The 11,822-nt window shown below is 65.6% G+C and carries 12 protein-coding genes; 8 read left to right on the forward strand and 4 right to left on the reverse strand.

Annotated features, from left to right (window positions below):
• Positions 1-9: 9 nt before the first annotated feature.
• Positions 10-1,266 (forward strand): transcription termination factor Rho, encoded by a 1,257-nt coding sequence (gene rho / locus POM99_RS07300; protein ID WP_277276242.1) that lies wholly within the window; start codon positions 10-12, stop codon positions 1,264-1,266.
• A 52-nt stretch (positions 1,267-1,318) separates the two neighbouring features.
• Here the strand turns inward: rho and POM99_RS07305 are convergent, their stop codons facing one another.
• Both POM99_RS07305 and POM99_RS07310 read right to left on the reverse strand, forming a co-directional pair.
• On the reverse strand, positions 1,319-1,702 hold the full coding sequence (locus POM99_RS07305; protein WP_277276244.1) for a nuclear transport factor 2 family protein: 384 nt from the start codon (positions 1,700-1,702) through the stop codon (positions 1,319-1,321).
• A 78-nt stretch (positions 1,703-1,780) separates the two neighbouring features.
• Complete coding sequence (locus POM99_RS07310) at positions 1,781-2,479, reverse strand: dienelactone hydrolase family protein (protein WP_277276246.1); 699 nt, start codon at positions 2,477-2,479, stop codon at positions 1,781-1,783.
• A gap of 109 nt (positions 2,480-2,588) precedes the next feature.
• On the opposite strand from POM99_RS07310, the gene POM99_RS07315 reads away from it, so the two are divergent.
• The 7 genes from POM99_RS07315 to POM99_RS07345 all read left to right on the forward strand — a co-directional run bounded on the left by POM99_RS07315 (position 2,589) and on the right by POM99_RS07345 (position 10,166).
• Positions 2,589-2,849, forward strand: coding sequence for a DUF6489 family protein (locus POM99_RS07315; protein WP_277276248.1), 261 nt, complete (start codon positions 2,589-2,591; stop codon positions 2,847-2,849).
• 132 nt (positions 2,850-2,981) lie between these two features.
• Positions 2,982-4,283, forward strand: a complete 1,302-nt coding sequence (gene mnmE / locus POM99_RS07320; RefSeq protein ID WP_277276250.1) for a tRNA uridine-5-carboxymethylaminomethyl(34) synthesis GTPase MnmE — start codon at positions 2,982-2,984, stop codon at positions 4,281-4,283.
• Between the two features lie 361 nt (positions 4,284-4,644).
• The gene (gene mnmG, locus POM99_RS07325; protein WP_277276253.1) at positions 4,645-6,492 is read left to right on the forward strand and encodes a tRNA uridine-5-carboxymethylaminomethyl(34) synthesis enzyme MnmG; all 1,848 of its coding nucleotides are present in this window, start codon (positions 4,645-4,647) and stop codon (positions 6,490-6,492) included.
• Positions 6,489-7,172, forward strand: coding sequence for a 16S rRNA (guanine(527)-N(7))-methyltransferase RsmG (gene rsmG, locus POM99_RS07330; RefSeq protein ID WP_277276255.1), 684 nt, complete (start codon positions 6,489-6,491; stop codon positions 7,170-7,172). The genes mnmG and rsmG overlap by 4 nt, the downstream gene beginning before the upstream one ends.
• Positions 7,169-7,945 carry a ParA family protein gene (locus POM99_RS07335; RefSeq protein WP_277276257.1) on the forward strand — a complete coding sequence of 259 codons (777 nt, stop codon included), beginning with the start codon at positions 7,169-7,171 and terminating at the stop codon, positions 7,943-7,945. Before rsmG ends, POM99_RS07335 begins: the two co-directional genes overlap by 4 nt.
• Positions 7,942-8,901 carry a ParB/RepB/Spo0J family partition protein gene (locus POM99_RS07340; RefSeq protein ID WP_277276260.1) on the forward strand — a complete coding sequence of 320 codons (960 nt, stop codon included), beginning with the start codon at positions 7,942-7,944 and terminating at the stop codon, positions 8,899-8,901. Before POM99_RS07335 ends, POM99_RS07340 begins: the two co-directional genes overlap by 4 nt.
• 110 nt (positions 8,902-9,011) lie before the next feature.
• Positions 9,012-10,166 carry an acyl-CoA dehydrogenase family protein gene (locus POM99_RS07345; RefSeq protein ID WP_277276262.1) on the forward strand — a complete coding sequence of 385 codons (1,155 nt, stop codon included), beginning with the start codon at positions 9,012-9,014 and terminating at the stop codon, positions 10,164-10,166.
• A 261-nt stretch (positions 10,167-10,427) separates the two neighbouring features.
• Here the strand turns inward: POM99_RS07345 and POM99_RS07350 are convergent, their stop codons facing one another.
• Positions 10,428-11,105, reverse strand: a complete 678-nt coding sequence (locus POM99_RS07350; RefSeq protein ID WP_277276264.1) for a glycine zipper 2TM domain-containing protein — start codon at positions 11,103-11,105, stop codon at positions 10,428-10,430.
• Between the two features lie 137 nt (positions 11,106-11,242).
• Complete coding sequence (locus POM99_RS07355) at positions 11,243-11,725, reverse strand: free L-methionine (R)-S-oxide reductase MsrC (protein ID WP_277276266.1); 483 nt, start codon at positions 11,723-11,725, stop codon at positions 11,243-11,245.
• Positions 11,726-11,822: the final 97 nt, after the last annotated feature.

An 11,822-nucleotide genomic window follows, 5' to 3' on the forward strand; every position in this document is an offset into this window, starting at 1 on the left:
ATACCGCACATGCATCTCAAGGAACTCAAGAAGAAGACCCCGGCCGAACTGGTCGAAATGGCCGAGGACATGGGCGTCGAGGGCGCCAGCACCATGCGCCGGCAGGACCTGATGTTCGCCATTCTCAAGGAAGTGGCGGAAGATGGCGAGGAAATCCACGGCATCGGCACGATCGAGGTCCTGCCTGATGGCTTCGGCTTCCTTCGCTCGCCCGAGGCGAACTACCTTGCCGGGCCTGACGACATCTATGTCTCGCCCAACCAGGTCCGCAAATGGGGCCTGCGCACGGGTGACACCGTTGAAGGTGAAGTCCGCGCGCCCAAGGATGGCGAGCGCTATTTCGCCATCACCCGCCTGATCAAGGTGAACTTCGACGAGCCGGAGGCCGTGCGCCACCGCGTCAACTTCGACAACCTCACGCCGCTCTACCCGAACGAGCGCCTGAAGCTTGATACGCTCGATCCCACGGTGAAGGACAAGTCCGCTCGCGTGATCGATCTCGTCAGCCCGCAGGGCAAGGGCCAGCGCGCGCTGATCGTCGCGCCGCCGCGCACGGGCAAGACCGTGCTGCTGCAGAACATGGCCAAGGCAATCACCGACAACCATCCGGAAGTCTTCCTGATCGTACTGCTGGTTGATGAGCGGCCCGAGGAAGTCACCGACATGCAGCGTTCGGTGAAGGGAGAGGTCATCTCCTCCACCTTTGACGAGCCCGCTACACGCCACGTGCAAGTTGCTGAAATGGTTATCGAAAAGGCAAAGCGCCTGGTCGAGCACAAGCGCGACGTGGTCATCCTGCTGGATTCGATCACCCGCCTCGGCCGTGCCTACAACACGGTGGTGCCGTCCTCGGGCAAGGTGCTGACCGGCGGTGTCGACGCCAACGCGCTGCAGCGGCCCAAGCGCTTCTTCGGTGCCGCGCGCAACATCGAGGAAGGCGGCTCGCTCTCCATCATCGCCACCGCGCTGATCGACACCGGCAGCCGCATGGACGAAGTGATCTTCGAAGAGTTCAAGGGCACCGGCAACAGCGAAATCGTGCTCGACCGCAAGGTGGCCGACAAGCGCATCTTCCCCGCGCTCGACGTGGGCAAGAGCGGCACCCGCAAGGAAGAGCTGCTCGTGCCGAAGGACCAGCTCAGCAAGATGTGGGTCCTGCGCCGCATCCTCATGCAGATGGGCACGGTCGACGCGATGGAATTCCTTCTCGACAAAATGAAGGATTCCAAGACCAACGAAGACTTCTTCGCCACGATGAACCAGTAACGCCGGTCATCGCTGCCAACACGCAAAGGGCCGGCTCATCACCGGCCCTTTTTCACGTGTTCTCGAGCTGCTCCGCCATCTTCTTCCACACCGCATCGATGGCCTTCAGCGGGCGCACCATCACCTTGACGTCGGCGATGCGCCCTTCCAGGTCGAAGCGGATCAGGTCGATGCCGTTCACGCTCACTCCGTCGATCTCGGCCATGAACTCCAGGCACGCCTCCGGCCCGTCGACCAGCTCGCGCACATAGCGGAAGCTGCCGTTGCCGAAGACCTGCGCCGCCGCAGAAAGGTACAGCAGCACCTTGTCACGCCCGGCCTGCGGAGTGTGGACGACGGGGGAGTGGAACACCGCGTCCTCCGCCACCAGTTCAGCCAGCAGATCGGGGTCGTTCCCCAGCATGTAGCGGTGCCATGCGGCCAGTCCCAGTTGCATGCGTCGTTCTCCTCTCCCCGATCCATGCGCCAACGCGGGGCCCGCCGCCTTGATCCGGCGCAAGCCCCGCGTCCCGGCTTACTTCAGGTGCGCGGCAAAGAAATCCCGCGTCCGCCCGTCGGCCAGCTGCGCCCCGGCCTCGTCGCGGCGGTTGCCCATCTCGGCGGCAAAGCCATGGTCCAGCCCCTCGTAGTCATGCAGCGTCACCTTGGGATGGCTGCCAAGCCCGTCGTGGATCGCCTTCTGCGCCTCCGGGCCAACGAAGTGGTCCGCCGTCGGAATGTGCAGCATCAGCGGGTTGGCGATCGCGTGCGATTCACCCAGCATCTGGTCGATCATCACGCCGTAATAGCCCACGGACGCATCGATGTCGGTCCGCGCCGCCGCCATGTAGGCCATGCGCCCGCCGAGGCAGAAGCCGACGAGGCCCACCTTGGCCACGCCTTTTTCGCCGCGCAGCCAGCGGATCGCCGCCTCGATATCCTGCACGCCCAAGTCGGCATCGAACTGTCCGAAGTATCCGAACGCTTCCTGCAGCTGCTCCGGCACATCCGGATCGAGCTGGACGCCGGGGGCAAAGCGCCAGAACACGTCGGGCGCCAGCGCGACATAGCCCTGCGCCGCCCAGTCATCGCACTTCTTGCGGATGCCCTCGTTCACCCCGAAGATCTCCGGCATCACGATGATCGCCGCGCCCGCGCCGCCGTCGGGCGTGGCCACATAGGCCGGAATCGCACCGTTCCCGTCCAGCGCCGCGATTGTCGTCATTTCACCCATGGTCTTCTCCTGAATTTCTCCGTGCTGGCCGCAACTTGGCCCTGCCAGTGGACTTTGCCAAGCGGGCATGACAGTCTCGCCCTCCGGGGTGGAAAAGGAGCTGCGTTGCATGAAAGTGAATGTAGAAGTCGACTGCACCCCCGAAGAAGCCCGCCGCTTCCTCGGCCTGCCCGATGTGTCGAAGGCCAACGACGTCTATGTCGACGCCATCGCCAATGCCATGAAGGGCGTCAGCTCGCTGGACCAGCTGACCGGCATGGCCAAGCAGCTCGCCCCCATGGGCGAGATCGGCATGAACCTGTTCAAGCAGTTCATGGAACAGGGCGCCGGCGCTGCCATGTCCGGCTTCAAGGCTCCAAAGAAGGATTGAGGTCAGGGGGGCTCCCCGCCAAGCCAAGCCGCCAAAGACGCAAAGCACCACTTCTTCGCCTCTTTGCGGCTTTGAGCGGAATCCCCTTCTTCCTGTTTTGAGCCGCGCATCCAAACCCGCTAAAGCGCGCGCATGTCCGCTGATACAATCTTCGCCCTCGGCTCCGGCCAGCCCCCCGCCGGCATCGCCGTAATCCGCATCAGCGGCCCCCACGCCGGTCCCGCCCTCCATGCGCTCGCCGGCAGGTTGCCCCGGCCCCGCCATGCCGCCGTCGCCACCCTGCGCCATCCCGCATCGCACGAAGAGCTTGATCGCACGCTTGTCCTCTGGCTGCCCGGCCCGGCCACCGCCACGGGTGAGGACACGGCAGAACTTCATCTCCACGGCGGCCGCGCCGTTATCGCCGCTGTCGAAGCGGCGCTCGCCACGCTCCCCGGCCTGCGCCGCGCGCAGCCCGGTGAATTCACCCGCCGCGCCTTCGCCAATGGCCGCATCGACCTGGCCGAAGCGGAAGGCCTTGCCGACCTGCTCTCCGCCGAGACCGAGCTGCAGCGCCGCAGCGCGCAGGCCATGGCCGGCGGCGCGCTGTCCCGCGCGGTGAACACCTGGCGCGAAATGCTGCTCGCGCTGTCCGCCCGGCTCGAAGCCACGCTTGATTTCTCGGACGAGGACGATGTCGGGGAAGGGGAGTCCGCTCTCCCGCCCGGCTTCGCCGCCGGCTGCACCACGCTTGCTGCGCAGCTTCACGAATGGCTCGCGCGTCCCCGTGCCGAACCCTTGCGGGAGGGCTTCCGTGTCGTCCTTGCCGGTCCGCCCAACGCCGGCAAGTCCACACTCTTCAACGCGCTGGTTGAAGCCGAAGCCGCCATCACCGCCGCCGAACCCGGCACCACCCGCGACGTGATCACCCGCACTGTCGCGCTTGATGGCGTGCCCTTTACCTTCGTCGATACCGCAGGCCTGCGTGAAGAAGGGGCAGGGGCCGTCGAAGCCATCGGCATTGAACGCGCCCGCGCCGAAGCTGTCGCCGCCGATCTCGTCCTGTGGCTTGGCCCTGAAGGCCAAGGGCCATCCTCTGCCACGCTTTGGGAAATCGAAGCACAGGTGGACCGGGCCGATGCGCCGCCCAAGGCCGCGCCCATGCACCGCCTCTCCGCCCAGACAGGCAAGGGCCTCGCCACCCTGCGCACCGCGCTCGTCACCCACGCCCGCGCCGCACTGCCCAAGCCGGGCGAGGCCGCACTCAACCAGCGCCAGCACGTTCTGCTGTCAGATGTCGCAACCGTGCTCGATCATGCCGCTCGTGAGCCCGATCCCCTGCTCGCCGCCGAGAATCTCCGTCTCGCCCGCCGCGCCCTTGACACCCTGGTCGGCCGCACCGGCACCGAAGACATGCTGGACGCCCTGTTCGGCCGCTTCTGCATCGGCAAATGATGTTTCACGTGGAACAGCATGCGCACTCTTCGACAAGCTCAGGATAGGCGGAGCATGTGCTCTATCAAACAAAACCGCTCATCGTGAGCCCGTCGAACCATAGCAGTGCAACCTCACCCAAGGCGCGATCACCCTTTGACGGGCTCAGGGTGCGCGGGGTTCGACTGAACCTAGTCCACACCAGCTCGTGGTGAGCCTGTCGAACCACCACAGCGCAACCCTCCGCACCCACATCCTCCCCTGAAGGGGAGGTGGCAGCCGCAGGCTGACGGAGGGGTAATGGTCCTCTACGCCATAAAAATGTTCCACGTGAAACACCTCCAGCTTTGACGCGAATCCCCAAGTCGCGTATCGCGCGCTCATGCATTCCTTCGACATCATCGTGGTCGGCGGCGGACACGCCGGCGTCGAAGCGGCGGCTGTCGCGGCGCGCATGGGTGCGCGCACTGCGCTGGTCAGCTTCGATGCTGCCACCATTGGCGCCATGAGCTGCAACCCGGCGATCGGCGGGCTGGGCAAGGGGCATCTTGTCCGCGAAGTTGATGCCTTCGATGGCCTGATCGCCCGCGCCGCCGATGCTGCCGCGATCCATTATCGAATGCTCAACCGCAGCAAGGGCAGCGCCGTGCAGGGCCCGCGCGTTCAGGCTGACCGCAAGCTGTTCAAGGCTGCGATCCAGCGTATGATCGCCGCCCAGGCCAACCTAACCGTCGTGCCGGGTGAAGCGGCCGCGCTGCGTCTTGATGGCGGTGCTGTCACCGGGCTCGATCTTGCCGATGGCACGGAGCTGCGGGGCAGGGCGGTCATCCTCTGCACCGGCACATTCCTCGGCGGACGCCTGTTCCGTGGCGAAGAGCGGATGGATGGGGGGCGCATCGGGGAAAGCAGCGCGCATCGGCTTGCTCAGCAGTTGCGCGCGGCGGACTTGCCGATGGCCCGGCTCAAGACAGGTACGCCACCCCGGCTCGATGGTCGCACCATCGATTGGGCGCGCCTGCCGGAACAGGAATCCGACGCTGATCCCTGGACCATGTCCCCGCTCACCAAGGGTCGCCTAGTTCCACAAGTGTTCTGCGCCATCGCCCGCACCAATGAACGGACGCACGACATCATCCGCGCCGGGCTTGATCGGTCGCCGCTGTTCACCGGGGCCATCGGTGCGCAGGGGCCGCGCTATTGCCCCTCGATCGAAGACAAGATCCATCGCTTCGGCGATCGTGATGGTCACCAGATATTCCTTGAGCCCGAAGGGCTGGACGATGACACTGTCTATCCCAACGGCGTCTCGACCTCGCTGCCCAGCGATGTCCAGCTGGCGATGATGCGCAGCATCGATGGGCTTGAAGAGGTCACCATTACCGTGCCCGGCTATGCCGTGGAGTATGACCATATCGATCCGCGCGCCCTGCGCCGCTCGCTCGAAGTGCGGGCCATCCCCGGCCTCTATTGTGCCGGGCAGATCAACGGCACCACAGGGTATGAAGAGGCGGCCGCGCAGGGGCTCGTCGCCGGAATACATGCCGCGGCGGCGGTGCTGGGTCGTCCGGCGCCCGATCTTGACCGCGCCAATTCCTACATGGCGGTGATGATTGACGATCTCACGCTGCACGGCGTTAGTGAACCCTACCGGATGCTCACCGCCCGGGCCGAGTACCGGCTGCGTCTGCGCGCCAACAACGCCACCTCGCGCCTGACGCCGCTTGCGATGGCGGCCGGGTGCGTGGGTGATGAGCGGCTGCGCTGGTTCGAAGCGCGGCAGGCTGTGCGCGGTCGGCTGGAGGATGCTTTGGCGCAGGAGGTCACGCCGAGCGAGATGGCGCGGGAAGGGCTGGCCGTCCGCGCCGATGGCGCGCGCCGTTCGCTGAGGGAATGGCTCCGCTTTCCCGAGGTGACGCTCGAAGGCATCCGTCCGTGGATTGGCGACGAAGCGTTTGATTCGCTCCTGGTTGATGAGGTGGAGGAAGACGCCGCCTATGCGCCCTACCTTGCGCGGCAGGATGCCGAGCTGCGGGACCTGCGCGGCAGCGATGGCGTGCCCTTGGGCGATGACTTCCCCTATGCCGATGTGCCCGGCCTTTCGCGTGAGATGGTTGAGCGCCTTTCGCGCGCCCAACCCGATACACTGGCCGCCGCTGGTCGAATTGCCGGGATCACCCCGGCGGCACTGGCCAGCCTGCTGGTCCACGCCCGTCGCAGGCTTGCCACATGACCATTGAAACCGAGGCACAGGCGCAGGCCTGGTTGCGCGATGTGGTGGGCGCAGATGTTGCGGCGATGGATCGGCTTGCCCGGCTCGCCATTCTGTTGACCGAGGAGAACGAACGGCAGAACCTCGTGGCAAGGGGCACCTTGCCGCATGTCTGGCAGCGCCATATTCTCGACAGTGCACAGCTTCTCGCTGTTCCACGTGAAACAGTGCCGGACGGTTCATGGCTGGATCTCGGGACCGGGGCGGGCTTCCCCGGCCTCGCCATTGCGGCGCTTCAACCCTCGCGGCCAATCACGCTAGTCGATTCGCGAAAACTGCGCACTGAATGGCTTGCCCGCGCGGCGGCGGACCTCGGGCTCGGGAATGTCACGGTGGTGTTGTCGCGCGTCGAGGACCTGCCGCCGCAGCAGCATGCGGTGATTTCGGCGCGCGCCTTCGCGCCGCTCGACCGACTGCTGCAGTTGTCCGCCCGATTTTCCACACCCGAAACGCTTTGGTTGTTGCCGAAGGGGGCCAAGGCGGCGCATGAATTGGCAGAGCTTCCGCAAGGGTGGCGGCATATGTTCCACGTGGAACAATCGCTGACCGACTCCAACGCGGGCGTCATCGCCGGCCGTCTGCTCGACACGCCGACTCTCAAGCGTCACACGGGCAAACATAGTAAGGTTCCGAACCCATGATCACCATTGCGATCGCGAACCAGAAAGGCGGAGTCGGCAAGACGACGACGGCGATCAACATCGCCACCGCGCTTGCCGCCACCGGCTGGAGCGTGCTGCTGGTCGATCTCGATCCCCAGGGCAATGCGTCCACAGGGCTGGGCGTGACGACGGCAGATCGGCACCATTCATCCTATGACCTGCTGATCGACCAGGTGCCGATTGCCGAGTGCGCACAGCCCACTCGCATTCCGGGGCTGGACCTGATTCCCGCCACCGTTGACCTGTCGGGCGCTGAGGTTGAACTGGTCAGCGCCGAGGATCGTACCGGCAAGCTGCGCGCAGCGCTGCAGGCGGACAACGGGCACGAGATCTGCCTGATCGACTGCCCACCCTCGCTGGGCCTGCTCACGCTCAACGCGCTGACCGCAGCCGATACGCTGCTGGTGCCGCTGCAGTGCGAGTTCTTCGCGCTCGAAGGGCTGAGCCAGCTGCTGCAGACGGTGGAGCGGGTGCAGGAGCGGTTCAATCCGGACCTCGGCATCCTCGGCATCGTGCTGACGATGTACGACCGCCGCAATCGCCTGACCGACCAGGTGGCCGACGACGTGCGCTCGTGCCTGGCGGACCTGGTGTTCGAATCGGTGATCCCCCGCAACGTCCGCCTGTCCGAAGCGCCGAGCCACGGGCTGCCGGCGCTGATCTATGACCACGCCTGCGCCGGTTCGCAGGCCTATATGAAGCTGGCGCGCGAACTGATCGCGCGCCTGCCCGAGCGAAGGAAGGCGGCATGAGCGGGGACGAGGCAGTCAAGGCGGCGGCGCCTGCAAAGCGTGCGGCGCTGGGCAGGGGCCTTGGCGCGCTGCTGGGTGAGACGCGGCGCGAGGAAGCCGTGGCGCGCTCTGCCGGTGAAGCGTTGGGTGCAACCGTGGCGGCTGGCGGCAATCCGCAGTCAGGCCTTGCCATGCTGCCGGTTTCGCAGATCGAACCGCACCCGGATCAGCCGCGTCGCCATTTCGACGAGGATGCGCTTGAGGAGCTGGCCCGCTCAATCGCGGCGCGCGGCGTGATCCAGCCAGTGGTGGTGCGCCCGGTGGGGCCGAACCGGTACCAGCTGGTGGCCGGTGAGCGGCGCTGGCGCGCATCGCAGCGGGCGCGGGTGCACGAGATCCCGGCGATCGTGCGCAAGCTGGACGAGCGCGAAGTGACCGCGCTGGCGTTGATCGAGAACCTGCAGCGCGAAGACTTGAACCCGGTGGAAGAGGCGCGCGCCTATCAGCGGCTTTCCGAGAACGACGGGCTGACGCAGCAGGAGATCGCGACCTTCGTTGACAAGAGCCGCAGCCACGTTGCCAACCTGATGCGGCTGCTGACGCTGCCCGAGGACGTGCTTGACATGCTGCAGCGTGAGGAGCTGACCATGGGACATGCCCGTGCGCTGGCGGTGCTGCCCGATCCGCTGCCGATCGCGCGCGAGATCGTGGCCAAGGGCCTTTCTGTCCGCGACGCCGAACGCATGGCCAAGCGCGCCACCCGGCCCGAGAGCGCGCCGCGCCGCGCCCGCGCCGAACGTAGCGGCGCCGAATCGGCCGATATTCTGGCGGTGCAGGCGCACTTGGAGGAGTTCCTGGGTCTGAAGGTGACGATCAACGCAGACGCTGACCCGCGCACTGGTTCGGTCTCGATCCGCTACAAGACGCTCGACCAGCTTGACCTGATCTGCCAGCGCCTGACCGGTGGGGCGATCTGAGGCTCGTGTCCGAAAGGGCAAGCTTTAATCGAACGATTAAATTGTGTTGACCGGCCTCTCCGGCTTTGCTTTCCTGTGTGCAACGAAAGCAAGATCCCGGAGAGTACGCCATGTCGCTCGACCTGATTCCGCGCACCGCCTACAACGACGACCACGAAGCGTTCCGCCAGACGGTGCGCAAGTTCCTCGAGACCGAGATCGCCCCGCACGCCAACGAATGGGCCGAGGCGGGGATCGTGCCGCACGATGTCTGGCCCAAGGCGGGTGAACTGGGCATGCTGTGCCCTACCGTGCCCGAGGAATACGGCGGGCTGGGCCTTGATTTCGGTTACAACGCCATCGTCGACGAAGAGAGCAGCTACTACGGGCGCGTGGCCACGGGCTTCTCGCTCCAGTCCGACATCGTGGTGAACTACCTCGTCTCCTACGGCTCGGAAGAGCAGAAGAAGACCTGGCTGCCCAAGATGGTATCGGGCGAGGTGGTGACCGCCATCGCGATGACCGAACCGGGCACCGGATCCGACCTCCAGGGAATGCGCACCACCGCAAAGAAGGACGGCAACCATTACGTGATCAACGGGTCCAAGACCTATATTACCAATGGCCAGAACGCCGACCTGATCCTTGTCTGCTGCAAGACCGACACCGAGATCCAGCCGGCGTGGAAGGGCATTTCCATCGTGCTGGTGGAAGCGAACCGGGAAGGGTTCAAGCGCGGCCGCAACCTGGACAAGATCGGCATGGACGAAGCCGATACGTCGGAGCTGTTCTTCGAGGATGTGCGCGTGCCGATCACCAATTGCCTGGGCGAGGAAGGCAAGGGCTTCATCTATCTGATGAGCGAACTGCCGCAGGAGCGCCTGTCCATCGCCATCAGCGCGCAGGCATCGGCGCAGAAGGCCTTTGACGATACGGTGGAATTCACCCGCGAGCGCAAGGCCTTTGGCAAGCCGATCCTCGATTTTCAAAACACCCGCTTCACCCTGGCCGACCTGAAGACCAAGCTGCAGGTGGGCTGGGCGCACCTCGATTGGGCGCTGGCGCGGCACCTGAAGAAGGAGCTGACGCCCGAGGAAGGGGCCGCGGCCAAGCTGTGGCACACCGAACTGCAATGGGAAGTGATGGACAAGTGCCTGCAGCTGCACGGCGGCGCCGGCTATATGAACGAATACGCCATCGCCCGCGCCTGGCGTGGCGCCCGCGTGACGCGCATCTTCGGCGGCACAAGCGAAATCATGAAGGAGCTGATCGGCCGCAAGCTGTGAGGGTTGGGGCAGCATCCTTCGCCCTTCGGCAAGCTCAGGATGAGCGGGGTTGGGTTGGAGCAGGTTAGCTGCTGCCTGCCCCGCCTATCCCACCCATCGTTATTGCGAGCCACCGGAGGTGGCGCGGCAATCCAGGGCGGTTTGCGCCAACTCTGGATTGCTTCGCTTCGCTCGCAATGACGAATAGTGTGGGCAGACAGCGACAACAAAGGCCCGCCGAAGTGATCCGGCGGGCCTTTTTCGTGATCGCGGCAAGCCGGATCAGCTGCCGACGTAGATCCGCTTTTCCTTCACGCGCTTGTCGCGCGGGCGGGCCGGAATGTACCGGCGGCGCGGGGTGGTCACATATTCGTAGGTGACGGTCTTGGTTTCCACGCAGGGTTTGGCGGGAGCCTGTGGCACGGGGACCATGACATAGCCCATCGGCACATAGGCGGGGTAATAGCCATAACCCTGGACTGGATAGCCGTAGGCACCGGCAGGCGGCTGGCTGGCCCAGAAATCGCGGCATTCGCGTTCGCGCCCGGCATCCTCGGCCTTGTCGATGGCGCGGCCCGCCACCGCGCCTACTGCCGCACCGGCCACGGTGCCGAGCACGCGATTGCCCGATGCCACGCGATTGCCGACCACGCCGCCAACCAGACCACCGATCACCGCGCCGCCCGTGCCGCTGTCGGGCCGGTAGGAAGCGCAGCGATCCATCATTTCCTGCATCCGCGGGTCGGGCGCAGGGTAGCTCATCGGCTGGGTGGGGTAGGGATAGGCGCCCTGGGGCGGCTGCACCCACTGGCCGGTCCAGCTGCCGCCCTGCCACGTGCCCTGATACACCCCCTGTGGCGGCGGAGGCGGCATGGCGGCGCCACCATGGTTATGGGCCTGCGCCGGATTGGCAACGGCGGCTGCGCCGAGGACGAGAAGCGAGACGAGCAAACGGTTCATGGCGGTACCCCTGTGGGCGCCGCACGCAGCACGCGCGGCATTAACCCGGTGGTTACCATTGCAGGGCGCAGAAAACCAAGGTTCCTGCGCATGCTGTCCCATTGTGGGGCGGTTCTCCTGGCGGACCACCCAAGCCTTTAGATTCGCCCGGAAATCGCCTTGGCCAGGGCCTCCACCCCGGCGGCATCCTCCTCGTCGAAGCGGGCGAGGGTGGGGCTGTCGAGATCGATCACCGCGATCACCGAGCCTTCCCGCCAGACCGGGACCACCAGCTCCGACGCGCTGGCCGAATCGCAGGCGATGTGGCCAGGAAACGCGTGGACATCGCGCACCAGCTGGGTCTCTCCGGTTGCGGCGGCGGTGCCGCACACGCCCTGGCCCAGCGGGATGCGGATGCAGGCGGGCTTGCCGGTGAAAGGGCCAAGCACGAGCTGGCCATCGACCATCCGGTAAAAGCCGGCCCAGTTCAGATCGGGCAGGAACAGTCCGATCAGGCTGGCAAGGTTGGCCATGTTGGCCACGCCATCGGTTTCACCATCGGTGAGGGCAAGTGCGGCGCTGCGCAAATCGGCATAGTGTTCGGCCTTGGGCTGGCCGGGCGTGGGGGCAAAATCGTACATGGGGACCATATAGGGAGAGCGATGCGAAAAGTCGCGCCACGCAACTCTTTGCTGTTTCAGCTGTGCTGAAACGGCTGCGGCACCGGCCCGCTGTCCC

The organism is Novosphingobium cyanobacteriorum, from assembly GCF_029436685.1.
In the GTDB taxonomy this organism is placed as follows: Bacteria; Pseudomonadota; Alphaproteobacteria; order Sphingomonadales; family Sphingomonadaceae; genus Novosphingobium; species Novosphingobium cyanobacteriorum.